At 56.6% G+C, this 22,002-nt stretch carries 23 protein-coding genes; 11 read left to right on the top strand and 12 right to left on the bottom strand.

Features of this window, described 5'->3' with window-relative positions; translation table 11 throughout:
- Positions 1-51: 51 nt before the first annotated feature.
- On the top strand, positions 52-1,830 hold the full coding sequence (locus SJ05684_RS10470; RefSeq protein ID WP_034851064.1) for an acetolactate synthase 3 large subunit: 1,779 nt from the start codon (positions 52-54) through the stop codon (positions 1,828-1,830).
- Positions 1,831-1,852: 22 nt separating this feature from the next.
- Entirely contained in the window at positions 1,853-2,425 is a 573-nt protein-coding gene (ilvN, locus tag SJ05684_RS10465; protein ID WP_034851062.1) for an acetolactate synthase small subunit, read from the top strand.
- 40 nt (positions 2,426-2,465) lie between these two features.
- On the opposite strand, the gene SJ05684_RS10460 is transcribed toward ilvN, so the two are convergent.
- Positions 2,466-3,311: an aldo/keto reductase gene (locus SJ05684_RS10460; protein ID WP_034851060.1), complete on the bottom strand. Its 846-nt coding sequence runs from the start codon at positions 3,309-3,311 to the stop codon at positions 2,466-2,468.
- A gap of 527 nt (positions 3,312-3,838) precedes the next feature.
- Between SJ05684_RS10460 and SJ05684_RS10450 the strand changes: the two genes are divergently transcribed.
- The gene (locus SJ05684_RS10450; RefSeq protein WP_034851177.1) at positions 3,839-4,432 is read left to right on the top strand and encodes a LysE family translocator; all 594 of its coding nucleotides are present in this window, start codon (positions 3,839-3,841) and stop codon (positions 4,430-4,432) included.
- A 178-nt stretch (positions 4,433-4,610) separates the two neighbouring features.
- Here SJ05684_RS10450 and SJ05684_RS10445 read toward each other — a convergent pair whose 3' ends face one another.
- Complete coding sequence (locus SJ05684_RS10445; RefSeq protein ID WP_034851058.1) at positions 4,611-5,090, bottom strand: DUF2269 family protein; 480 nt, start codon at positions 5,088-5,090, stop codon at positions 4,611-4,613.
- The gene (locus SJ05684_RS10440) at positions 5,090-6,448 is read right to left on the bottom strand and encodes an SDR family oxidoreductase (RefSeq protein WP_034851056.1); all 1,359 of its coding nucleotides are present in this window, start codon (positions 6,446-6,448) and stop codon (positions 5,090-5,092) included. Before SJ05684_RS10440 ends, SJ05684_RS10445 begins: the two co-directional genes overlap by 1 nt.
- A gap of 141 nt (positions 6,449-6,589) precedes the next feature.
- On the opposite strand from SJ05684_RS10440, the gene nthA reads away from it, so the two are divergent.
- Positions 6,590-7,231 (top strand): nitrile hydratase subunit alpha, encoded by a 642-nt coding sequence (nthA, locus tag SJ05684_RS10435; RefSeq protein ID WP_034851054.1) that lies wholly within the window; start codon positions 6,590-6,592, stop codon positions 7,229-7,231.
- A complete protein-coding gene (gene nthB, locus SJ05684_RS10430; RefSeq protein WP_034851052.1) occupies positions 7,228-7,887 on the top strand; it encodes a nitrile hydratase subunit beta in 660 nt (219 codons plus the stop codon). Before nthA ends, nthB begins: the two co-directional genes overlap by 4 nt.
- 175 nt (positions 7,888-8,062) lie before the next feature.
- Here nthB and SJ05684_RS10425 read toward each other — a convergent pair whose 3' ends face one another.
- Entirely contained in the window at positions 8,063-8,788 is a 726-nt protein-coding gene (locus SJ05684_RS10425) for a hypothetical protein (protein ID WP_244426583.1), read from the bottom strand.
- 96 nt (positions 8,789-8,884) lie between these two features.
- A complete protein-coding gene (locus SJ05684_RS10420; RefSeq protein WP_034851048.1) occupies positions 8,885-9,256 on the bottom strand; it encodes a hypothetical protein in 372 nt (123 codons plus the stop codon).
- Between the two features lie 238 nt (positions 9,257-9,494).
- Here SJ05684_RS10420 and SJ05684_RS10415 point away from each other — a divergent pair, with 238 nt between their 5' ends.
- From SJ05684_RS10415 to SJ05684_RS10395, 6 genes are all read left to right on the top strand, one after another.
- A complete protein-coding gene (locus SJ05684_RS10415) occupies positions 9,495-10,016 on the top strand; it encodes a hypothetical protein (RefSeq protein ID WP_050979908.1) in 522 nt (173 codons plus the stop codon).
- A 36-nt stretch (positions 10,017-10,052) separates the two neighbouring features.
- The gene (locus SJ05684_RS29995) at positions 10,053-10,229 is read left to right on the top strand and encodes a hypothetical protein (protein WP_172901117.1); all 177 of its coding nucleotides are present in this window, start codon (positions 10,053-10,055) and stop codon (positions 10,227-10,229) included.
- Between the two features lie 54 nt (positions 10,230-10,283).
- Positions 10,284-10,748, top strand: coding sequence for a lysozyme (locus SJ05684_RS10410; RefSeq protein WP_034851046.1), 465 nt, complete (start codon positions 10,284-10,286; stop codon positions 10,746-10,748).
- Positions 10,745-11,185, top strand: coding sequence for a hypothetical protein (locus SJ05684_RS10405; protein WP_034851045.1), 441 nt, complete (start codon positions 10,745-10,747; stop codon positions 11,183-11,185). The genes SJ05684_RS10410 and SJ05684_RS10405 overlap by 4 nt, the downstream gene beginning before the upstream one ends.
- A 159-nt stretch (positions 11,186-11,344) precedes the next feature.
- The gene (locus SJ05684_RS10400) at positions 11,345-11,626 is read left to right on the top strand and encodes a hypothetical protein (protein WP_034851043.1); all 282 of its coding nucleotides are present in this window, start codon (positions 11,345-11,347) and stop codon (positions 11,624-11,626) included.
- Positions 11,627-11,629: 3 nt separating this feature from the next.
- The gene (locus SJ05684_RS10395) at positions 11,630-13,255 is read left to right on the top strand and encodes a hypothetical protein (RefSeq protein ID WP_034851042.1); all 1,626 of its coding nucleotides are present in this window, start codon (positions 11,630-11,632) and stop codon (positions 13,253-13,255) included.
- A gap of 56 nt (positions 13,256-13,311) precedes the next feature.
- Here the strand turns inward: SJ05684_RS10395 and SJ05684_RS10390 are convergent, their stop codons facing one another.
- Genes SJ05684_RS10390 through SJ05684_RS10360 form a run of 7 tightly spaced genes read right to left on the bottom strand, consistent with a single transcriptional unit; the run spans position 13,312 to position 21,768 of the window.
- Positions 13,312-13,791 (bottom strand): hypothetical protein, encoded by a 480-nt coding sequence (locus tag SJ05684_RS10390; protein WP_034851040.1) that lies wholly within the window; start codon positions 13,789-13,791, stop codon positions 13,312-13,314.
- Between the two features lie 2 nt (positions 13,792-13,793).
- Entirely contained in the window at positions 13,794-15,398 is a 1,605-nt protein-coding gene (locus tag SJ05684_RS10385) for a hypothetical protein (protein ID WP_034851038.1), read from the bottom strand.
- 20 nt (positions 15,399-15,418) lie between these two features.
- Positions 15,419-17,596, bottom strand: a complete 2,178-nt coding sequence (locus tag SJ05684_RS10380; RefSeq protein ID WP_050979907.1) for a hypothetical protein — start codon at positions 17,594-17,596, stop codon at positions 15,419-15,421.
- 2 nt (positions 17,597-17,598) lie between these two features.
- Entirely contained in the window at positions 17,599-18,471 is an 873-nt protein-coding gene (locus tag SJ05684_RS10375) for a hypothetical protein (RefSeq protein ID WP_050979906.1), read from the bottom strand.
- Positions 18,471-19,880, bottom strand: coding sequence for a hypothetical protein (locus tag SJ05684_RS10370; RefSeq protein WP_050979905.1), 1,410 nt, complete (start codon positions 19,878-19,880; stop codon positions 18,471-18,473). Before SJ05684_RS10370 ends, SJ05684_RS10375 begins: the two co-directional genes overlap by 1 nt.
- Entirely contained in the window at positions 19,880-21,376 is a 1,497-nt protein-coding gene (locus tag SJ05684_RS10365) for a hypothetical protein (protein ID WP_034851036.1), read from the bottom strand. The genes SJ05684_RS10370 and SJ05684_RS10365 overlap by 1 nt, the downstream gene beginning before the upstream one ends.
- Positions 21,376-21,768: a hypothetical protein gene (locus SJ05684_RS10360; protein WP_034851172.1), complete on the bottom strand. Its 393-nt coding sequence runs from the start codon at positions 21,766-21,768 to the stop codon at positions 21,376-21,378. The genes SJ05684_RS10365 and SJ05684_RS10360 overlap by 1 nt, the downstream gene beginning before the upstream one ends.
- Between the last annotated feature and the right edge of the window lie 234 nt (positions 21,769-22,002).

Raw genomic sequence — 22,002 nt, 5'->3', positions numbered from 1 at the left:
CTTCAAACACGCTAATCACCCAAAACCTGAAAAAGGGACGGAAGCAGGCTAATGAGCGGAACTGAAAACCAGATGACCGGGGCGGAGATCGTTCTCCAGGCTCTGAAAGACAACGGCGTCAAGCATATCTTCGGCTATCCCGGCGGCGCCGTGCTTCCGATCTATGACGAGATTTTCCAGCAGGAAGAGATCGAGCATATCCTCGTCCGTCACGAGCAGGGCGCCGGCCATATGGCCGAAGGATATGCCCGCTCCACCGGCAAGGTCGGCGTCATGCTCGTCACCTCCGGGCCGGGCGCGACCAATGCGGTCACGGCGCTGCAGGACGCCTTGATGGACTCGATCCCGCTCGTTTGCATCTCCGGCCAGGTTCCGACCGCGCTGATCGGCTCCGACGCCTTCCAGGAGTGCGATACGGTCGGCATCACCCGCCCTTGCACCAAGCACAATTGGCTGGTCAAGGACGTCAACGATCTTGCGCGCATTATTCATGAAGCCTTCCGCATCGCGCAATCCGGCCGCCCGGGTCCGGTCGTCGTCGATATCCCGAAAGACATCCAGTTTGCGACCGGCACCTACACGCCGGCTTCGGCCGTTCCGACTCAGAAGAGCTATCAGCCGAAGACGCAGGGCGAACTGACGAAGATCGAAGAGGCGATCGCGCTGATGAAGGCGGCGCGCCAGCCGATCATCTATTCCGGCGGCGGCGTCATTAATTCCGGCCCGCAGGCCGCCCATCTCCTGCGTGAGCTGGTCGATCTCACCGGCTTTCCGATCACCTCGACACTGATGGGCCTCGGCGCCTATCCGGCCTCCGGCAAGAACTGGCTCGGTATGCTCGGCATGCACGGCACCTACGAGGCCAACATGGCGATGCATGATTGCGACGTCATGGTCTGCATCGGGGCGCGCTTCGACGACCGCATCACCGGCCGGCTCAATGCCTTCTCGCCGAATTCGAAGAAGATTCACATCGATATCGATCCGTCCTCGATCAACAAGAACGTCCGCGCCGACGTTCCGATCGTCGGCGATGTCGCGACCGTTCTCGAAGACATGGTCCGCCTCTGGCGGGCCGCCGCCAAGACGGTCGACACGGCACGGCTCGATGACTGGTGGAGATCGATCGCCAAGTGGCGCGCCCGCAATTCTCTCGCCTACACGCCGAGCGACGACGTCATCATGCCGCAATATGCGATCCAGCGGCTTTATGAACTCAGCAAGGGCCGCGACACCTACATCACCACGGAAGTCGGCCAACATCAGATGTGGGCGGCACAGTTCTTCGGTTTCGAGGAACCGAACCGGTGGATGACCTCTGGTGGCCTCGGCACCATGGGCTACGGCTTCCCGGCCGCGATCGGCGTTCAGGTCGCGCATCCGGAAAGCCTCGTCATCGATATTGCCGGCGACGCCTCGATCCAGATGTGCATCCAGGAAATGTCCTGCGCGGTGCAATACGGCCTGCCGGTCAAGATCTTCATCCTGAACAATCAATATATGGGCATGGTCCGCCAGTGGCAGCAGCTGCTGCACGGCAACCGCCTGTCGCATTCCTATACGGAGGCGATGCCGGATTTCGTCAAGCTTGCCGAAGCCTATGGCGGCGTCGGCATCCGCTGCGAAAAGCCGGGTGAGCTCGACGAGGCGATCCGCCGGATGATCGATACGCCGGCGCCCGTCATATTCGACTGCCGCGTCGCCAATCTCGCCAACTGCTTCCCGATGATTCCCTCCGGCAAGGCGCATAACGAGATGTTGTTGCCCGACGAGGCGACGGACGAGGCGGTCGCCACGGCGATCGACGCCAAGGGCCGACAGCTCGTTTAAGGACAAGGGTAGAGGACCAATAATGAGTGCACATCTTCAGCCGACGGGCTCTGCCTATTTCATCGCCAAGGAGACGGAGCTTGCGGAGACGCACACACTTTCCGTTCTCGTCGACAACGAGCCTGGCGTGCTTGCCCGCGTCATCGGTCTGTTTTCCGGCCGCGGCTACAACATCGAAAGCCTGACGGTCTCCGAGACCGAGCACGAGGCGCACCTGTCGCGCATCACCATCGTCACGCGCGGCACGCCGCATGTGCTCGAGCAGATCAAGAACCAGCTCGAACGGCTGGTGCCCGTTCATCGCGTCGTCGACCTCACCGTACGCGCGGCGAGCCTCGGTCATGACCGTCCGATCGAACGCGAGCTGGCACTCGTCAAGGTGCATGGCTCGGGCGAGCACCGGGTGGAGGCGCTCAGGCTTGCGGATGCTTTCCGCGCCTCTGTCATCGACGCCAATATCGAGCACTTCGTCTTCGAGATCACCGGCAAGCCGTCGAAGATCGAGCAGTTCATCGCCATCATGAAGCCGCTCGGGCTGATCGAGGTCTGCCGCACCGGCATCGCCGCAATGAACCGCGGCCATCAGGGGATGTGAGGGCGAGGGGCCTTTTCTGCGGGGACTACATCCTCTCGCCTCAAATGACTTCCAGCCGCACCTTCCTTTTCGGCGGCGGAAAAGTCCGGTCGAGTTCGGCGAGGTTCTCCGCCGTCAGGTGGATGTCCATCGCGTCGCGGTTTTCGCGGGCGCGCTCGGCGGAGCCGGTCTTGGGGATCGAAATGACGCCGGAGCGGGTTTTCAGGAAGGCAAGCGCCACCTGTGCTGGCGTCGCCTGATGCGCCTTGGCGATGTGGATCAGATCGGCATCGTGGAGCAGCCGTCCCTCGTCGAGCGGCGAATAGGCCATGACCGGCACATGCCGGTCGCGGCACCAGGGCAGGAGATCATATTCGATGCCGCGGCGGCCGAGATTATAGAGCACCTGATTGGTCGCGACGTGACCGCCATCCGGCGCCGCGATCAGTTCCTCCAGGTCGTCGACATCGAAGTTGGAGACGCCCCAGGCGAGGATCTTGCCGGCCTTCTTCAATTCCTCGAAGGCGGCGACGGTCCCGTCGAGCGGATGCCCGCCGCGCCAATGCAACAGATAGAGATCGATACGATCGGTGCCGAGATTTTTAAGGCTGCGCTCGCAGGCGGCGATCGTCCCCGATCGGCTGGCATTCGACGGTAGCACCTTGCTGACGATGAACGCTTCGTCGCGCCGCCCGCGAACGGCCTCGCCGACAATGCGCTCGGCACTGCCGTCGCCATACATCTCCGCCGTGTCGATGAGCGTCATGCCGAGATCGAGCCCAAGCTGCAGACTGCGGATCTCGTCGGCCGCCTTTGCCCGGCTCTCGCCCATTCGCCAGGTTCCCTGTCCGAGCACCGGAACCGTGCGGCCGTCGGGGAAGGCGGTGGTCGGGATCGGATCGTGCATCGTCGGATATCCTCTGCATTGTCATCGAAGCGCTGCAGCGGTTGCGCGCCCGAAAAGACGCGCAGTGCCGCAGGACAGGTTTCGGCAATGCAAGAATGGAACTCGCGCGGATAAATGTCCATGGCGGCAGCAACACGCCGGAAGCGCAAGGAAGACGCGATCTCTGCCCTTGCGGGCGGCGCAAGCGCTTCCTACATGGGGGACATCAAAGTCGATCGGCGACGGGCCTCCGCGAGTGGCGGGTCGTCGACGGAAATGACGTCTCCCCGCCTTTGACCACGGATGTACTGGCATCGGCAGGTTGAGACGAGAAGGAAGGTCGGGTTCGCCCGACCTTTTTTCGTGCCGATTGCGAGCGCGTAGCAGGTGCAAGTCTTGTCACCGTGACAAGAATGCACTGGTCATTACAAATAGGTCAGCTAAGCTGACCTAAATGGCGCCTTTTGGTCGCCGGACGGCAGCGATTGAGAATACCGGGCTGGGTCGCGTCTGTCTGAAAAGACGCGCGGCGCTTAATGGGAGATGTCATGCAACCGGATACGCTTCTGGCCTTGTTCCTGTTTGCCTTCACGACCTCGATCACGCCCGGTCCGAACAATATGATGCTGTTCGCCTCGGGCGTGAACTTCGGCTTTGTGCGCACCATCCCGCATATGCTCGGAATCGGCAGCGGCTTCTTCGTTCTCCTGATCGCCGTCGGCCTTGGGCTCGGCGCCCTGCTGCATTCGGTGCCGTTGCTCTATACGGCGCTCAAAATCGCGGGCGGCGCCTATCTCGTCTGGATCGCCTGGAAGATCGGCTCGTCGCGCTCGCTCGGCGAGGGAAGGACAAGCGCCGCACCGATGACATTCCTGCAGGCGGCCGCCTTCCAATGGGTCAATCCCAAGGCCTGGGTCATGGCCGTCTCGGCGATGGCGACCTATACCAGCAGCGACAGCTATCTCTTCAGCGTGCTCGTCGTCGGCCTTGTCTTCGCGCTCGTCAACGTGCCTAGCGTTTCGACTTGGGCGGGCTTCGGTACGGCGCTCCGGCAATGGCTCTCCGAGCCGGCGCGGCTCAAATGGTTCAACGTCACCATGGCGGTGCTGCTCGTCATCAGTCTCTGGCCAATGCTGAACTGACGCGATGTCGATTTCGTCAGCATCTGCCTGAGCAGACGATGAGACGAAGTAGGTCGCCGGATGGCTAAAGCGCGTCGCGTTCAATCGTATCCGTGCAACGCGCTTTAGCTCTTTGTATTTATGCCTGTCGTGTCCCAAAACCGCTGCACATTTTTCGGCAGCATGCATGGAGCCGGCGTCAGAACAGCCGGATCTCCGGCTTCGTCAGCATCAGCCAGAAAATGGCGATGACGGCGAAGAAGGCCGGAAATCCGAAGGCGAACCAGATGCGATAGAGCCGGTCGAAGGCAGGCGGAATCGGTGCCTTGTTTACTGCGGCCTGCTTGGCAAGATCGCGCAGGCGAATCTGGATCCAGACGACTGGCAGCCAGAAGAGGCCGACAAAAACATAGAGCGCCAGCGAGAGCACGATCCAGCCCTCGCCGAGCGGCCAACCGATGATGCTTGCCAGCCCGTAGCCGGTGAGGGGCTGCAGCACGACGGCGGTGGCGGTGAAGACGGTGTCCGCAATGACCACGATGCCGGAGACGGCGGCGATGATGTGCGGATCGCGGGTCCGTTCGGCCATGACCAGAAAGAAGGCGATGCCCGCACCGGTGCCGAAGAGTACGGTGGCGCCAAGGACGTGAAGAAGGCGGAGCAGATCCTCGAGGGTCATCAGCGTTCATCCAGTATGGCGAGAGCGACGAGGGTCAGCAGGATCGACGGGAATACCTTCACGAGCGGCCCGAGCGGATCGAGCCAGAGCCCGGGCTCGGCAAGGGTCGCGGCCGCCAGATAGGCAAGCGTCAGGCATAGCATTCCGATGAGCGCGCGCTTCGCCCACGGTTGTACGAGCACGGCAAGACCGAGTGCGACATCCGCAAGACAGGCCGCGAGGGTCATGAGGCCTGCGAATGGCGGCGGCAGCAAGGCGGCGAAGTGGCTCCGCGCCGCATCGAAGGCGAGGAAAGGCAGGACGCCAGAGAGCAGCCAAAAAATCGACAGAGTGCCGATGATCAGCGGCTTCAATAGATAGAGCCGCGCAAACCAGAGATCCTGAACGCCCGACGGAGCGGCATCGAGCATTTCGGCCGCTGACTGCAGCTCTACGGCGCCACGCGTCTTTTCAGACGCGCAAAGATCGCTACTCTTTGAATTTGCGCATCGAGCTCCCCGCAAATCGGTTCCGATTTGCGGGCCGATGCGCACTTTTACTCCGCCGGACATGACCGCCATGGCGGTCGATCTGAGTGGCGAGCGCCAGCCGAGCCTGCCGGCCAGATCTGCGAGCCATGTTACTGGTCGCGCAAGGCCAACCGGCAGCGGGATTGCAGACGCCGGCCGCAGGCCCAGCCAGCGGCGATGAAGGAGGACGAGTTCCTGCAAGGTCAGGCTGTCGCCGTGGCCAAGCACAAGATCGCTCCCGGCCGGGAACGTGCCGTCGATGGCCTTGCTTACGGCATCTCCAACATTATCGAGCGCGACCGTTGCGACCGGGCTTGCCCCATGAACGAGCGGGATGGCGAAGGGCAGGGCGGCAAGCGCTCTGAGCAGCGCCGAACCGCCATGGGCATTGCGTCCGAGCACCAGTGCCGGCCGCAAGATCACGTAAGGAAGGCCGCTTGCGGCGAGTGCCGCATCCGCCTTTCGCTTCGTGGCCAGAAAGGGAAGGTCGCGCCCTGAACTCTCCGTGTCGGCGGAGACCTGAACGACAAGCTTGAGCCGGCAGTTGCGCGCGGCCTCGTAGAGCGCCAGCATCGCCCGTTCCTGTGCCGCGACGAGGTCATCGGCAAGGCCGTCCTGCAGCGCGCCGGCACAGTTGACGACCACCTCGTGGCCGGCAAGTATCTCGCGCCAGTCGGCGCTTCGTGTGAGACGTGCGAGATCCGCCCTCAGCCATTGAAGCTGTGGCATCTTCCGTGCGGCGCGCGCGGGATCGCGGCCAAGGCCGGTGACCCGGTGGCCGTCTTCCGCGAGCTTGCTGGCGATGGCGGAGCCGATGAAGCCGGTCGCGCCGAGAATCAGGATGTCCATGTGCCGAACCTTAGCCAAAACTCCGGCGCGCGAAAGTGACTGATTGCAACCTGCTCGCAGGTCGCCACCGTTCAGAAATCGATTCCGGTTTCCGTCGTAGTGGACTAGAAATGATACTGATTCCGGCAGGGGAGTGATGAAATGTCCGAGCACCGCCACGGCGATTTGTCTGAGCATGGCCACCATCACGACAACCATTTCAGCGACATGGAAGCGCGGGTGAAGGCGCTGGAGACCCTGTTGACGGAGAAGGGGTTAATCGATCCGGCGGCAATCGATGCGATCGTCGAGACGTATGAGACAAAGGTGGGGCCGCGGAACGGCGCCGGCGTCGTCGCCAAAGCGTGGGTCGATCCGGCTTTTGCCGAGTGGCTGCGGCACGATGCGACGGCGGCGATTGCGAGCCTCGGCTTTGCCGGAAGGCAAGGCGAGCATATGCGCGCCGTTTTCAACACGCCCGCGACGCATAATCTCGTCGTCTGCACGCTCTGCTCCTGCTATCCGTGGTCGGTGCTCGGCCTGCCGCCGGTCTGGTACAAGGCGCCGCCCTATCGTTCTCGTGCCGTAATCGATCCGCGCGGCGTGCTTGCGGAATTCGGGCTTGACCTTCCGGCCGACAAGAAAGTCCGCGTCTGGGATTCGACGGCGGAATTGCGTTATCTCGTGGTGCCGGAGCGGCCCGACGGCACGGAGGGCTTCAGCGAAGCGGCGCTTGCTGCGCTGGTCACGCGCGACTCGATGATCGGCACGGGGCTTGCCCTTTCCCCTGAGGCGGTGCGATGAACGGGCCGCACGATCTCGGCGGGCAGCAGGGGTTCGGTTCGATCGCGCCGGAGAAGGACGAACCCATTTTCCATGCGGAATGGGAGAAGCGGGCGCTCGGCATCACGCTTTCCTGCGGCGCCTTCGGTGCCTGGACGCTGGATGAGAGCCGGCATGCGCGCGAATGCCTGCCTCCTGCGACCTATCTTTCGGCAAGCTATTACGAGATCTGGACGCGTGCGCTCGAGACGCTCTTGAAACGGCATGGTTTCGCGACGCAGGCCGAACTCGACGCGGGCCATGGCCTGGGGCAGGGACGCGAACCGAGAGGGGTGTTGAAAGCCGAGATGGTCGCGGACGTGCTCGCCAGGGGCGGCCCCTGCGACCGCCCGGTCGAAGCGCCGCCGCGTTTTGCCGTCGGCGAGAGGGTGCGCACGAAGAACTTCAATCCGGAAACGCACACGCGGCTGCCGCGCTATGCCCGCGGCAGGACGGGTGTGGTGGAGGCGGTTCAGGGGAGTTTCGTCTTCCCGGACGACAATGCCCACGGAAAGGGCGAGAACCCGCAATGGGTGTACAGTGTCGTTTTTGATGCGGTAGAAATTTGGGGTGACGGCGCTGATCCGTCGCTTACAATCGCCCTAGACCTTTGGGAATCCTACATTTTTCCCGCATGAACATTCGCTGATATGTCGGGCTGCTGTCAAGCGCCCCTGTCGCAAAAGTTCACACAAAAGTTCACAAATCGTCCGCTTTGGACGGCTCGACGGGGGCACCCAGACAAAGAAAACCCCGATCACTGAAGAGCCGGGGCACGGGTGACCCGCTGTCGGATGGTGTGCGGGTCTGCTGCTAAGTCACAAGCGGCTGATCGGTTACGTTCATGTAGCTCCAAAATCTCTCGATCCGCTCTTCCGGGCGAAACAGTTCGCGAATGCGTGATTTTTGTCGAGCATACGCTTGTTGGAGTTCCACATTTCGTTCGTTGTTAAGCCGCAGTATATTGCCGTGCCCGTCCGGACCATCTTCGTAAGGGTTCTGTTCCTTGAACGTCAGGTAATCATCGATCTGTCTAGCGATATCCAAGAACCACTCTGTAATGGACCGATCAAACACGAACGACGCCTCATGTGACAGATTGACCATTTCCGAAAAAGACCCAAGGTCATAGTCTTTGTGGTTGTGCTCGTTATCGAAGTTTATGAACTTCTGATAAATCTCAAAGCGCTTGTCGAAGAGGTTTAGCTTGTACGCCTGCTTGGCGTTCTCAAAAGCCTGTTGATGTTGGAGCACTAACAGTTTGTTTTGACTGTCAATCGTCTTTAGCTGCTTATCGACCACCTTTTGGTTTTCAGCGAACTGGACGCGAGTTTCGTTCAATTCCTGCCGTTGCGTGAAAACAGCCGCGACGAGCCAAATCAAGGCAACCGGAGCAAACATACCGGCTGTGAAGTCGCCTACCGCGTTCAGGTCCGTGTCTCCTGATAGGAAGGTCCACGTTCGCGACCAGCCCAACGTGTAACCTACGAAAACGCCATATCCGGTAGTCGCCACGCCAGCCACCACCAACCAGTTCATGCGCTTCCAAGTGTCTCGAAATGCCATCCGCCCGAAGCTCCCCGCCCATAACCGTGGATGGCAAGCTAAAGCTGCACAACCTACCGAGCAAGAAGCCTACGGACGTTGTCCATAAGAAACCCCGGATGATTTTCCGTGGTTGGCGGTACTCCGCTCAATCTCTCTTGCCAACACGGTTCTTAGCGGGTGGTTCAGATAACCGCCGACATGCGCCTTGAAGATCGCTTGACCTTCCTCGTGTTCCCTAATCTTGTCGCTGATCTTCAAGGGAACAATCCGCCACGCTTCGCCCGTCTCCGGGCACTTAACTGACATCGCTTTGCGCTGAAACGCGTCGATTTGATCGGGCGAATAATCGCGCACTTCCGGTGAATAGCGGGCGGCTTTGCAATCGTACGAAATGTACGCGCGAACGAATTCGAGCGCCGTTACGTCCGGGGTGTCGGGCAAAATAATGAAATCGATCATGGGCGGGGTTCTCTCCTGTTTTGGTGTCTGGAATATGTAGCCAAAACAAATTTTGAGAGCCGGTGAAGATCATGCAATAGCTCATCAAGTCGCTGTTGTTCATGCGATTTCAGCATCAACTTTTTTAGAATTTCTTCTGAGAAATCCACGAAATCGGCAATTCAGCAATCCGAAATTCCATAAATAGATTCAGAGCGAACGAAAGGAGAAGCGCTCTGATAACAACAGGAGATTTTAAATGACCATTGCTATTGCCAACACAGATTTTCACGCACGTATCACCAAACTCGAAAGCACGATTGAACGCCTCGAAAACGTGATTGCGACTCTACAAGAGACCGCGTCGAAGCATCCGGATATCAATGAAATCTTTGACGAGTTCCATGCAAAAGGCGGGGTGTATCCAAAGTTTTCGTCCACCAATGATCCGGAAAAACGCGCGATCTATATTGCGTGGCAGAACATCAACGCACGATGCAACAACCCGAACCATCCCGCATACAAGAACTACGGCGGTCGCGGCATCAAAAATTCATTCCGGGATTTCGAAGAATTCGCTCGTCATATGGGCTTCCGTCCGTCGCCACGGCATACGGTAGACCGCATCGATAATTCGCGCGGTTATGAACCCGGAAACGTGCGTTGGGCTACGTGGGAAGAACAAGCGAATAATCGTCGTCCGCCGAAGCCATGCAGTGCGGGTGCGGGCAAGAGGGGTCCAAAAGGTCCGTGGAAGCATAAGGAAAAGGCCCTGCACTAAGGCGGGGTCAATCAACAAATCAAGGAGAATTCAAATATGTCTAATGTGATTGAATTTCCATCGTTTCCCGAATTCGAAGAGCTTTCCCTGTTTGAACGCATGATGATCATTGAAGCTTGGCAGGAAGAGGTTGCAGACAATCTCACGAGAATTCGTGAGTCTGCCGCCGCTATCGAGAAGCTTGTTGAGGCGAGCAAGAAGCACCTTTCCTGATCGTCTAAGACCCTGCCAAGCGGAGTCTTTTCGTCATCCGCCGCTACATAGTGGATGACAAACACAACTTCCCAAAAAGCAATCTCACTAATCAAGACGTCCGAAGGCTGCGAACTTCGGACGTATCTCTGTCCCGCTGGCATTCCAACAATCGGATTCGGTCACACGAAGACCGTCACCAAGGATGACGTAAAGCGCCGAAAGACCATTACCGAAGCTGAAGCCGAACGACTGCTGAAAGCCGATCTTGTCGAGTTTGAAGCCGGGGTCCGCAAGCTCGTAAAGGTGCCGCTGAATGACGATCAGTTCGGCGCGATGGTTTCCTTCGCGTACAATCTCGGTATTGGTGCGCTCGCATCTTCCACACTGCTGAAGAAGATCAATGCCAAAGCCCCATTGGCTGAAATCGAGCGTTCTTGGCTGGCTTGGAACAAGGCTCGTGTGAATGGCGTCCTGAAGCCGCTTGCCGGATTGACCAAGCGTCGTAAGGCTGAATTCGCTCTGTTCGCGGGCAAATGACCGGTTGGATTTTCGACGGCAAGCCGTTCGATCCGGAATTGATCGGCAATCATTACGGCTTCGTCTACTGCATCCGGGATCGGGAAACGGGGAAGCGATACATCGGGAAGAAGTGCTTCCGGAACACCAAGACGCTAAAGCCGTTGAAGGGCAAGACCCGCAAGCGGAAACAGGTCACCGATTCAAACTGGCGTGAATATTTCGGCAGCAATGAGACACTTAAGGCCCTTGTCGAGAAGCACGGAAGTGAACGCTTCGAAAGGACCATTCTAAGGCTGTGTAAGACGGCTTCCGAAGCCTCATATTTCGAAGCCAAATTACAGTTCGAATATGACGTGCTTCTTAGCGACGATTACCACAATGATCTAATCATGGTTCGGCTCAATCGCAGCCATCTGAAGAGCCTGAAGACGCCAGACAGAAAGAAGCCGCTGTAGGGCAACAGGAAAACCCTACAGCGGCTTTGTCATGCGCATGACGATTCCCATCCAAAGGAAGTATCCATATTTAGCATTCTCTCATTTCGGGGTTCGCCCGCTTCGAAGGTTCATCGGCAGCTAAATAGCCTTAAAGCCTGAAACTTAGGAGCTACTAAAATGGCGATTGCCCAACTGCTTTACGGGAATATTGATTCCGAATCCGACGTTTTGACCGCAGATTTCGAGTCCGCAGAACTGAATACCGGAGAGACACATACCTTCACAAATGCTTCCCGGAAATATCTGATCGTTAACGCCTTGGTAGACATTTATGTTGCCTTCACGAGCAACAACACGACGCCTAATGCATCGGTAACGCCACGAGTCAAAATCCTTGCCGGGTCGTCGTTTCCGTTTTCGATCCGAAGCGGTGTAAAAGTTACCGTTATCGCGGCTTGATCCATGAAGATCGGCTTCGGTAACGGCTTTTCGAAGGGCTTGTGGAAGCGCCGTTCGTTTGACGCTGTCGTCAAAAGGCTGGCACATCGTCTCTATGGACCGGGACACAGTTCTGGCGCTGCTCCACCGACTGGCGACGGAACCGCTAAGACCTATTCGGCAACCTTCGTCAACGATAGCGGTGCGGACATTACCGAGATGTCCCTTGTGTTCCAAGGCTGGACGCTTCGCACGACAGGCACAACGAATGCGGGCGGAAGCTTTACCGTCACCGGCAACGTTGAATATCCGGTCGGCGGCACCACGACCGATATTGGCTCGATTGTCGTTACCAGCGGCGGGAATGTCGAAGGCGTAAACTTGATTCCGGCAACGGTTATTCCCGCTGGTGCATCGTTCAAGGTCAACTTCAGTTCGACCGTTCCGAACGGGCAGACCTATATTGCAAACCTTGGCTTTGCCGGTCTCCGGACGCACAAGAAAAGATCGCTGCTGAAGAAGGAAGCCTTGTACGCGGTTGGCGACTCCATCGCCACCAACAACAACGGTGCGGTGTACACGGCTGCGGCTGGCAAGTGCCCCGCCTATCACGCCAGCATTTCCGGCACGACGGCAAAAGTTTATGGCGACACGGGCGCCGCCAACTTCGCCAAACAGGTTGATCTTGCCAAGAAGCTGAATATCACTCGGTTCGTTTCCAACTTCGGCACCAATGACTTCGGGGAAGGGACGACGGCAACAGGCACGCTTGGCTATCTTACCAACATGCGGACCCGCGCCAATGCGGACGGCATCAAGTTCACACAAGCGACCATGCTTCCCCGGACCTTGGCTACAGCGGCAGTGGCAACAACCCTTACATCAAGCGGCACAACGCTGTTTGCAACGGTTGCTGATGCCAGCAAATACGTAGTTGGGGTTCCCTATCGCATCCTTGGCGCGACCGAGACCGAATATATCGGCAACTTCATCTGTACCGCAATCGACACTGATACCGATGTGGTGAGCTTCCTGTTTCCCGGCTCTGCCACATCCCCGGCAACAGGCAGTCCAACCATTCAGCCGTGGAAGGCAACCAATACAGCCGAGTTTCAGCCGACTTGGACGAACGGCTTCACCAACGGTCATTTTGATCCGGGTCCGACTTCGCAACGCGGTCTTTTCAACGCGGCTGTTCGTGGCGGAACCTACTTTGACGACTATGTTGAATGGTCCGATCCGTTCGAACCTACGCGGGATGCTGGACGTTGGGTCATCCAAGGTGAGAATGCATTGTTGCCTGCGATTCAAGAAGGCACGATTAGTTCCGTTACATCCGCGTCTCGCTTCAATTCGAACTATTCGCGGGGAAGCTCCACCATTTCAAACGGCTTCGTCCAGATGAAAACCGGCACGCATATTGGTCTAACCCGGAGCGGCAACGGCAACACGAATGGCGATATTACGATGTCTTCAGCACTGCCGAGCAATCCGGCAATCGGAGACCAGTTCTATGCAATTCCGGGCGTTAGCTACTGTTCGGACGACGGCACACACCCGCGTGTTGCGGGCGGGACGGGTAGCAGCTTAGGCGGTCAAGCCATCTTGAATAAAGCCATGTCCGACAAAATCACTGCTTGGTTGGCATAAAAAGCAAAGCCGGGAATTACCCCGGCTTTTGGCTTTCATAATATGTGAGATTCGATCTAAAGGCTTGCCGCTGCATTCCACATCGTATCGATTTGGTCTTCCGTGAGACCAAGCGCCGCGCCGATGCTTCCAATAAGAGCATGTGTGCGCTTGAACGTCGTCGCATACTCCCATTCGATTTTGGCGTTTTCCTTCTCGACACCATCCGGCATGGCTGCGATTGCAGCGTCTACCTGCACGATGGAGAAGCCCCCGGACACGAGACCAAGACGAAGCTGACGAGCGGTCAAATTCGGCATTGCCGCCCGAACTTCTTCGATGGTCGGAATGTGTTCGACATACGGTTCAATCGGAAAGTCCGGATTGTCCGCAAGCCACTGCCGAATTGTCGGATTTAGACCGAATGTGTCGGTTGGACGACTGCAATATTTAACATCATATGTTTCATCATTAAGGTCGGTGATGTTGCAATCGAGGACGTACACACCTTCTTCTTCGGTTGCTGAAATTGAATTTACTGAATTTAGAGATAACATCTTTAAGCCACCCTTTGTACTAGACCACACCAAGCGCCAGAACCGGGACTATCGTAGTCGCCACGAGCGCGCCAAGTTCCGCTCAATGCACCACCTGATGTAACACCAAACGCCGACGAGGAACCCGTGCTGTAATAGACCGGATATGCAGCATTCCGGGTAATAGGATCACCGTCACCAAGACGGACCATCAGCACAGAACCAACCGGATAATCAGTCAGTGTCGAGCTAGACGACGTGGTAAATTGCGCAATACCCTTCGAATTCATGTTGCCGGTGTGGATGATATCTTGTGTACCAACCGAATTATCATGAAATTTGAGCGCGTTAATTGAGTTCGTGTTGTGAAGGATGATCCTGTCATCCGTCACGTCATTTAATATAACGAACCCGTTGGTCGTCCCCGTACCGTCTTGATGCTGGATATATGCGGTCCGAACACCACCGGCATAGAACGCAATATACGGATCATCAGTGGCGTTAGGACCATTAAGTTTGATGCACTCGCCAGCGTTCGTGACTGTCAATTTACCGGTCGTATCGAGCGTCGTGATACCGGAATATGCGCCGGAAATGCGGGCATTCGGAATCGTACCAGCGTTCAGGTTGGATGCATTCTGATAATAGGAACCATGTTGTCCGTCCAACAGATCGGCATCAAGCGTGGAACCCGCACCATCGTTACCAGCGTGCCAGATGATGTTGTTATTGAAGTTGATATCGTTGACGCCATTGCCGTCGATGCGAAGATAGCCTTCAGCCGCACCAGTTGTCGTGTTGTATTTCCGAAGCACAAGATTGTTTGCGTCGTGGTAAAGAGAACCGACAGTGACACCGAGCCGTTTAAGCACGATATCCGGGTTGCCTGAACCACCACCGTCAACGGTGACATCAGCGGACGTCAGCAACCCGGACATTGTCAAAGTCGTAATGCCGGTATATGCGCCGGAAATCCGGGCGTCCGGAATGGTGCCGGTCGTCAAATCAGATGCAGAACCGGATGCGGCAATTGCAGCTAGACCAAGGTTCGTGCGGGCGGAAGCGGCAGATGTTGCGCCCGTGCCGCCCTGCCCAACCGTAAGCGGCGAACCGAGTGTCAGAGATGCGCCGGAAATAGCGCCATTCGCCGTAAACGTGTTGGCGGTTAGAGCAGCAACAGAAGTCGTTCCGGTGAATTTGGCGTCGTGTACCTCATTCGAAATGAGCACGAACGACGTACCATTGTAGACGACTTCAACAGGGCGAAGCGTGGGAAGCTGTCCCGATGTCAACGCGCTTCCATGCTGAGTCACGATGGCTTTTGCGCCGAGTCCATTCACGTTCAGAGTCGCCGCGCCCGTGTTGGCTGCGTGCGCATAGAAGCGGTAAATCATGCCAGTCACATAGGCAAGCGGCGCACCTTCATACGTCAATACGTAGGCATTTGCCGTGCCCGTCGTGGTGTAGATCGCATTGGATCGAACAAAGTCGCGTTTGGCAGCGCCACGCATTGCACGCAAGATCGGCGCAATAGAAGACGGTGCATATCCGCCTTGCACACCATTCGGCGATACGTCGGTATTGTCCGCGTCAAGCTCGTGCCAATCGCTTTGGCTGTAATCGGTCATTGTGAGGTTTTCCCTCCTTCTTATTCATTGTTGTCGGTTTCGTCGTAGCGCAAATCCCGAAGATATTCGTTGATTGCGACTGCCACTCGATTTGGCGCGCTCTTGCGTATGTCCACGAGTCGCTTCACATGCGCCTTTAGTCCGCCTCTCTGCATTTCTGCCTTGGGGACATTCGCCAGCCAATTGACGACTTCAGGCGATGTCAGCAGGTCCGCGCGATATCCCTTCAGTGCATGAGCGCCGCCAGATTGGGCAATCTTTCCACCAGCAACAGCAACGCCAGCCGTCAAGCTTCCGGCAGACAATGCCGAACCAATTGCGGTCGCATAAATGTTCTGCCTGCTTAGGGGATTGAGCGAACCAAGTGCAGTCAAGTGCTTGGCGGTGTTGGAATGGTTATCGTGTTTTGTATAGCGCTGAAGGTTACCGGCAATACGAGCGACCTTGTCCAAATCATCCCGGAATTGCTGGTGCTTGGTGCCCTTGAACAGTGCGTCCTTGGCTTCCTTGCTGAAGGCTTCGTCCTTCCAATTCTTCAAGAATGTGGTTGTGTCAAAGACAGTTTCGCCACCTTCAAGGGTCTTCTTACCAAGACGCTCGACAACGGAACCGGCAACATTATCCCAAGCTTCCTTACCACCTTCCGCGCGCAAGATTGACCGACGAGCCGCCGCAATCTGATTGCCGCCTTTCGCCTTGTTCTTGAAAACAAGATCGTGGATTGCATCAGTATCGGTCTTCGGATCAACGATCTTTGCGGCAAGACCGCCCTTGCCATAACCCGTCTCCGAGTCCATCAGGCGACGGTATTGATTGTTCGCCTTCCGCCATGCTTGGGCAGCATCATCGCCAGAGGCAAGAGCCGTCTCTTCCATATCAGCGGTAGCAGCCTTGTAGATACCGTTCAGGCGGCTCTTCAGCGTCTTGTCAATGCCCGGATCGCTCATGAGACCGCCAAGATAGGTGCGGTATTCCTTCAATTGTTGGAAGTCCAGAACACCGTTTTTGGCATCCTCGATAAGCGGTGCGGCTTCTTCAATGACACGGTCAATGTGCTTCTCATGAATGCGCTTCCCGGTATTGGAGAGAGCAGCCTTTTCCGTCTGCAAATCGGTAACGTATTTCGCCGTATTGCTTGCGGGCGGCTTGGCGGTGACCTTTGCCGTAACGTCGTCATAAAGCTGTTCGGATCGCGCAAAGCCAGCATCCTTGGCGGCTTGCGCTTGTTCCTTCAGGGCAGAGCCAAGTTCGGCACGAGACATGGCAGGATTACCGTTGTTCATCGCCGATGTGATGCGGTCAAACTCGTCACCGGTCTTCGAATAGGCGTCCTTAATGCGGGCTTCGATCTGTTCGCCGGGAATGGTGTTCTTCAGTGCGTGCTCAAGTGTGGCGTGGCGTTCGCTTCCGGAAACCATGCCCGGAGTCGGCTCGATACCAATGGAGCGCATATCGCCGACACGTCCCTTGACCGTGGCTACGTCGTCAACGGCTTTCCCGCCGATCAGATAGCCTTTGGCAGCACGTGCAGCGGGTTTAAGCAGAAGCGGTCCAACGCCTTCACCAATGGCACCAAGGGCGAACGTCTGTCCGGCATCGATAAGCTGTTCTTTGCCGGTACGCGTGTCCTCGTTACCAAAAATCCAATTGAGACCACGCTGTGTGACTTCACGACCAGCAACCGCACCCGTACCAGCACCAGCAATACCGCCCGTAACGGCACCAGCGGCAGTGCCGGGACCGGGGGCAACAGCAGTACCAAGAATGCCACCGCCGATAGCACCGCCACCAGCACCAAGAATGCTGCCGACAGTTTCGCCGCCTTCAGGTGCGATGGAAGCCCAATCGCCAAGTGAGAAGGGAAGCCAATTTGGGGCGTTGTAGCGGCGCACAACGCCTTTTTCGTCGGTGTAGACGAAATTGCTATCCGGGTCTTCCGGGTCGTACTGTGCGTCCGGGTAATGCTTGCGAAGCGCCTTGAGTCGATCTTCCGGCTTTTCGAGTGCACCGACTTCAGCACGGATCAGCGGCGGGGCATCTTCGGATTCATCGGCAAAATCCGCATTAGGACCGGAATTGGCAATCTGGTTCCACTCGTCTTCAGAGACCGGAACAGCTTGAGAAAGCCATTCATCGTCCGACACCGGGATTGCGCCATTCAGCCAATCATTGTTCTTTTTCTTACTGTTTGGACCCATCGTCAGACGAAATATCCCCCTAAACCGGAGAGTGCTCCTTTCTTCTTTTTGCGTGACATCGGCTGATAGCTGCCGAGCATTTGCAGTTCGACAGGTGCAGAGTTTCGGTTTGCTTGTGCTGTCCTTGCCGCCGACTGTATTTGATTATTTATCGCCTGATCGTTTTCAGCGAGCGTTTCGGCAAAGTCGCCAAGTCCGGCAAAGCCTTTGTTGATGTTGTCGGTTTCAATGCCGAAGATTTTGTCCGGAACCTGCACATTCGATCCGGTCAATTTGTTGTAGGCTTGGACCAGTATTCCGTTGCGGCTCTTCGGTTCTTCAGCTTTGGCTTTGGCTTGTGCCTGAAATGGCGCTTGTGCCGGTGCGGTGTTGATCTGCATCGGAGCCGGTTCCGGCTTGTTCGCAGCAGCAACAACTTCGGATACAACATCGGGCTTGGCGCTTGGTGCGCCTTCGTAAGCAGCACGAAGCCAATCGGGAGCGTTATCGGATTTGCCGCCCGCTCCCCAAACACCGGGGGTTCCCATGCCGATGTGCATCGATCCGGGTTGCATGTAGCCGGGACCAGCACCGAAGCCCGTGAGACCCGCCGATTTACCGCGCCGTACGATTTCTTCGAAAATCGGGCGATCTTGTTCGTTTGCCCAATCGAGCCTCTTGCCGTCGCGGAAGAAATGGACGTCGGCTGCATTGCCATGATCGTGCCGAGTGCTGCCGATCCGTGCAAGACCGGAACCCTTCTCCGGCTGTCCGCCGCTGAAGACTTCGGCGGTAAGGCCCATTTCCTCAAGATATTTGAGGCGCTTTAAGAGGTCTTCAGAAATCGGAAGATTTCGGGTCGCGCCTTGGTTTCGATAGGTGATGTATCCAGCCATCAAAGCTTTCTCTTATATTTCTTGCCGTCCGGACCGATGAAGTATTCCCAACCATCGCGAACAACAGGAGCGGACTGAACGCGCCCGGTCTTCGGAGCGGACTGCGATACGGACGAAGTTGCAGCCGGATCGGTGTTGGAACCGCCATTTCCAGAGCTACCGCCGCGATATTCCCGGAATTCCTTGAAGGGGTCGGGAAGCGCATTGATTTGCTTTTCGGCTGCTTGCCAATCGCCATACAATGGGTCTTCCGGATCATAGACACGGTTGGCAATTTCAGCGGCGGCAACCTTGTTTTGCTCAATCGCGGCGGTCGTCCGGGCGATCAGCGCGTTACCGTCTGGCGTGTTGCCAAGGCTTGGGAGCGACTGAAGGAACTGCTTTGCATCGAAGTCAGATGTCGCACCCGAACCCGGAACACGCATGGAAGGCGCAACCTTCGACACCATCGATTCAAACGCTTGGATGTCGTCGAGTCCTTCGACGTCAACGCCAACAGCCTTTGCCCAAGGACCAACGGTCTTCTTGAGTTCCGCCCATTTACCCGTGCCGATAGAGCGACCAAGATCAGCAAGCCGATTGACGTTGCTGGACAGTTCCTTGGCTTTCAGACCTTCCTCTTGGTAACCGGCAAAGCGTTCGGCTGCATGTTCGCCGGATTTACCAAAGAATTTGTTGTCTTGCGCGACACCAGCCTTCTTCAATGTAAGTTCGTGCTTGAGGAATTCCGGGTTCTCGATACCGTATTCAAAGTTCTTCTGATCGGCGGTCTTCTGAGCGTTTTGACCAATGGCGCTACCAAGGCTTTCCGCCTTCTTGGTGTCAAAGAGACCTTCGCCATAGCCGGGGGCAAGCTGGAAGCCGCTTTCGCCGATGATGAAGCCCTTTTCCGCCCCTGATTGCTGAAGCTGTTGGATTTGCTTTTGCGTCTGCCGTGCGCCTTCGTCGTCTCCGGTTGCCAACTGCATCCGCTGCAAATCGTACAGGGCTTCACTCGAATAGCCACCCGGACCGGGCGGACCCCACTTCTTAAAGAATTGTTCCTGAAGGTTCGTACCAAGCGCGGATTGCTGCATTTTGAGCGCATTCGCCGAAACAGCCGCACCCTTGTATGCCGCGTCTGCCGCATTGGTAAGGCTTTCATCGTAGCCGCCAACACCACCGGCAAGACCGGAACCGAGCACCGACAAGAGGTTCGTCGGCTTGCTGCTTGGACCACCAGCCGCCATTGCCGAAGCGCCGCCCATGATCAGAGCCTTAGCGAGTGCTTCACGCTTGTTCGGGTCTTCCGGCAAAAACTGGCTTAAGAAGTTTTGCGGCTTCGGAGAGACCACCGCTTCAAGATCGTTCGTTAGATCGTTCGGCTTCTTCTTTTTTGTCGGCGATAGGAAATCCCAAATGCTTGCCATTATGCAGCCTCCGAAATCATTGCTTCGACGTTGATCAGCTTCGTGCCGCCGACTTCAACGACAGTATCCGTGTCGGTCTTCGCTTCGACTTCTTGAGCAATCGGACCCATCCAACGAATTTCTTGCGGATCATCCTTGTAGGTGAATTCGTAGATTGCGATCTTTTCGCCATTGAGAAGCGGCATGTAACCGACAAGCTTATGTAGGATTTTCGTGCGGGCATCGCAGAGCGAAAGCAGACCAGCAAGCGCCGAAATGCCGCCAAGAGCTTGACCGGCAGTGTTACTATAGACCGGGCTTTTTGTGTTGCTGTACCCACCGCCATTAAGCAGATTGACGAAATTCGCAATGTTCTGCATCGGCAATTGCTGATCATAATCATGCTTTGCGATTTCAGCGTTAAGAACGTCCTGCGAACGGGTGTCACGAGCTTCACCAACGCTCGCAAGCTGCTGTTGCGGCAGGTATTGGTTCTGGTAGGTTTGACCAGACATATTAGCAGCGTTCAAGCGCTGATCATTAACCGCGTTCTGCTGGCTATTGGCAGCATTCGCGGCGTTCAATCGCTGGTTATTGCCGCTCAACATGTTGGCGATGTTGTTCTGGTAGTTATTCGACGCAAGGTTAGCGCCCTGCATTTGGAAATCGCGGTTCGAATTAAGCGCGTTCTGTCGTGCGTTCTGCTGGCTATCGCTCGTGCTCGCAAGCGACTGATTGGCGTTAAGCCTGTTGGAAACGTCCGAATTGAAGAAGTTGCCGTATTGACCAGCGGCATTCATTTGGCTCTGCACATCCTGATTGTACTGGTTGCCGTACATATCAGTTGCGACCCGTGCCATTTCGTTAGCGGCTGCACTTTCCGCGCTGTTGCGCTCACGCGCATATGCAGCCGAACCCATGCGACCCATGGCGGCAGCTTGGCTATTGATAGCGGGGTTCGTTACGTCGCGAAGCTTCTTGGCAATCTGATCCTGCGAATTGGAGACCATCGAATCCAAGTACGGGTTGCGACCGATATTCGCGCCGGATGCTGTCTGTTGAAGGTAAGCCATCGCGGGATTGTTCGACTGTGCGAGGCTGTTCGCTTGTGCCGTTTGCAAGCCGGTTGCCGCATTGGTGTAGTTCTGCCCGACGTTAGAGCCTTGGGAAATCATCCGGGCGATATTGTCAGTCGGGTTGGTCCCGAAATTCGACTTCTGCTGAAGCTGCGAAAGCGTCTGATTGGCTTGGGTGTTGGTCCCTTGCGTCATCACACCGTTGACGGCGTTTGTGGCGTTGGTGAGTGCCGACGTGTTCCCATTCCGCGCAAGCGCTTCAGTATTCTTCAAGGCATCAAGAGTCGCCTTGCTCTGATCCGCGACAGTCGAGCCTTCGAATTGCTTCGGTGCTCCCGCTTTAATGAGCGTGTCGAAATTCTTGTATTGCTCAAGGAGATAACCCTTGGCACCATCCCACGGCTCAACTTTGGACGTGGTTTCTTTGGGAGTAGAAGTCATTAATTAAGCCTCTTGACTAATTCTTTTTGTTCTTCTTCGAAGCCTTGAGCCTTCAGAATGTTATGAAATTCCTTGCGGGGAGTGCCCACCAGTTTTGTGAAGCCCTCGTGTTTGAGGAATTCACAGAAATGCTTTTGTGCCGGGATGATTTCCCGGAGTGCCTTTCCTTTCTCACCGCCGATCAGCAGCACGTTGGCAATCAATTCGCCGTCGATACGGACCAGTTCCACTACAGATGCGGCATGATCAGTAGTGATCAAGAACCACGTTTCACCAACACGCAATTTGACGAGCAGTTCAGCTTCATCAAACGGACCGGGGGCAATCTCCAATGCAGAGAGAAGCCACTTCCGAACCCTTGTATATTCGTCTTCGTTGAACCGCTGAATCATGCAACATTTACCGTGTAATCGAACGTTCTGGTAGTCACGGCATTTGCATGTGTAATGACGAATGAACCGTTCGATTTCGATGAAATCCAAGGGTTTTCAGTAGCAGCGGCGGCGCTTGTCGCCGTTAAATTGATACGGCTATCCGGGGTCACGGCTGAATTCTGTACGGTCGTAGTCGTAACGGAATTGGCGAGCGTTACCGAACCCGCGCTAGTGCCGTTAAGCCTTCGGATA

The sequence above is a fragment of the Sinorhizobium sojae CCBAU 05684 genome, from assembly GCF_002288525.1.
GTDB classification, from domain to species: Bacteria; Pseudomonadota; Alphaproteobacteria; order Rhizobiales; family Rhizobiaceae; genus Sinorhizobium; species Sinorhizobium sojae.
Note: the sequence above shows the minus strand (reverse complement) of the source record. Positions and strands in the feature narration are given on the sequence as shown.

Excerpts from the sequence above, each read along its gene's own strand:
- SJ05684_RS10470 (WP_034851064.1), top strand. The coding sequence starts at position 52 with ATGAGCGGAACTGAAAACCAGATGACCGGGGCGGAGATCGTTCTCCAG.
- ilvN (WP_034851062.1), top strand. The coding sequence starts at position 1,853 with ATGAGTGCACATCTTCAGCCGACGGGCTCTGCCTATTTCATCGCCAAG.
- SJ05684_RS10460 (WP_034851060.1), bottom strand. The coding sequence starts at position 3,311 with ATGCACGATCCGATCCCGACCACCGCCTTCCCCGACGGCCGCACGGTT.
- SJ05684_RS10450 (WP_034851177.1), top strand. The coding sequence starts at position 3,839 with ATGCAACCGGATACGCTTCTGGCCTTGTTCCTGTTTGCCTTCACGACC.
- SJ05684_RS10445 (WP_034851058.1), bottom strand. The coding sequence starts at position 5,090 with ATGACCCTCGAGGATCTGCTCCGCCTTCTTCACGTCCTTGGCGCCACC.
- SJ05684_RS10440 (WP_034851056.1), bottom strand. The coding sequence starts at position 6,448 with ATGGACATCCTGATTCTCGGCGCGACCGGCTTCATCGGCTCCGCCATC.
- nthA (WP_034851054.1), top strand. The coding sequence starts at position 6,590 with ATGTCCGAGCACCGCCACGGCGATTTGTCTGAGCATGGCCACCATCAC.
- nthB (WP_034851052.1), top strand. The coding sequence starts at position 7,228 with ATGAACGGGCCGCACGATCTCGGCGGGCAGCAGGGGTTCGGTTCGATC.
- SJ05684_RS10425 (WP_244426583.1), bottom strand. The coding sequence starts at position 8,788 with ATGAACTGGTTGGTGGTGGCTGGCGTGGCGACTACCGGATATGGCGTT.
- SJ05684_RS10420 (WP_034851048.1), bottom strand. The coding sequence starts at position 9,256 with ATGATCGATTTCATTATTTTGCCCGACACCCCGGACGTAACGGCGCTC.
- SJ05684_RS10415 (WP_050979908.1), top strand. The coding sequence starts at position 9,495 with ATGACCATTGCTATTGCCAACACAGATTTTCACGCACGTATCACCAAA.
- SJ05684_RS29995 (WP_172901117.1), top strand. The coding sequence starts at position 10,053 with ATGTCTAATGTGATTGAATTTCCATCGTTTCCCGAATTCGAAGAGCTT.
- SJ05684_RS10410 (WP_034851046.1), top strand. The coding sequence starts at position 10,284 with ATGACAAACACAACTTCCCAAAAAGCAATCTCACTAATCAAGACGTCC.
- SJ05684_RS10405 (WP_034851045.1), top strand. The coding sequence starts at position 10,745 with ATGACCGGTTGGATTTTCGACGGCAAGCCGTTCGATCCGGAATTGATC.
- SJ05684_RS10400 (WP_034851043.1), top strand. The coding sequence starts at position 11,345 with ATGGCGATTGCCCAACTGCTTTACGGGAATATTGATTCCGAATCCGAC.
- SJ05684_RS10395 (WP_034851042.1), top strand. The coding sequence starts at position 11,630 with ATGAAGATCGGCTTCGGTAACGGCTTTTCGAAGGGCTTGTGGAAGCGC.
- SJ05684_RS10390 (WP_034851040.1), bottom strand. The coding sequence starts at position 13,791 with ATGTTATCTCTAAATTCAGTAAATTCAATTTCAGCAACCGAAGAAGAA.
- SJ05684_RS10385 (WP_034851038.1), bottom strand. The coding sequence starts at position 15,398 with ATGACCGATTACAGCCAAAGCGATTGGCACGAGCTTGACGCGGACAAT.
- SJ05684_RS10380 (WP_050979907.1), bottom strand. The coding sequence starts at position 17,596 with ATGGGTCCAAACAGTAAGAAAAAGAACAATGATTGGCTGAATGGCGCA.
- SJ05684_RS10375 (WP_050979906.1), bottom strand. The coding sequence starts at position 18,471 with ATGGCTGGATACATCACCTATCGAAACCAAGGCGCGACCCGAAATCTT.
- SJ05684_RS10370 (WP_050979905.1), bottom strand. The coding sequence starts at position 19,880 with ATGGCAAGCATTTGGGATTTCCTATCGCCGACAAAAAAGAAGAAGCCG.
- SJ05684_RS10365 (WP_034851036.1), bottom strand. The coding sequence starts at position 21,376 with ATGACTTCTACTCCCAAAGAAACCACGTCCAAAGTTGAGCCGTGGGAT.
- SJ05684_RS10360 (WP_034851172.1), bottom strand. The coding sequence starts at position 21,768 with ATGATTCAGCGGTTCAACGAAGACGAATATACAAGGGTTCGGAAGTGG.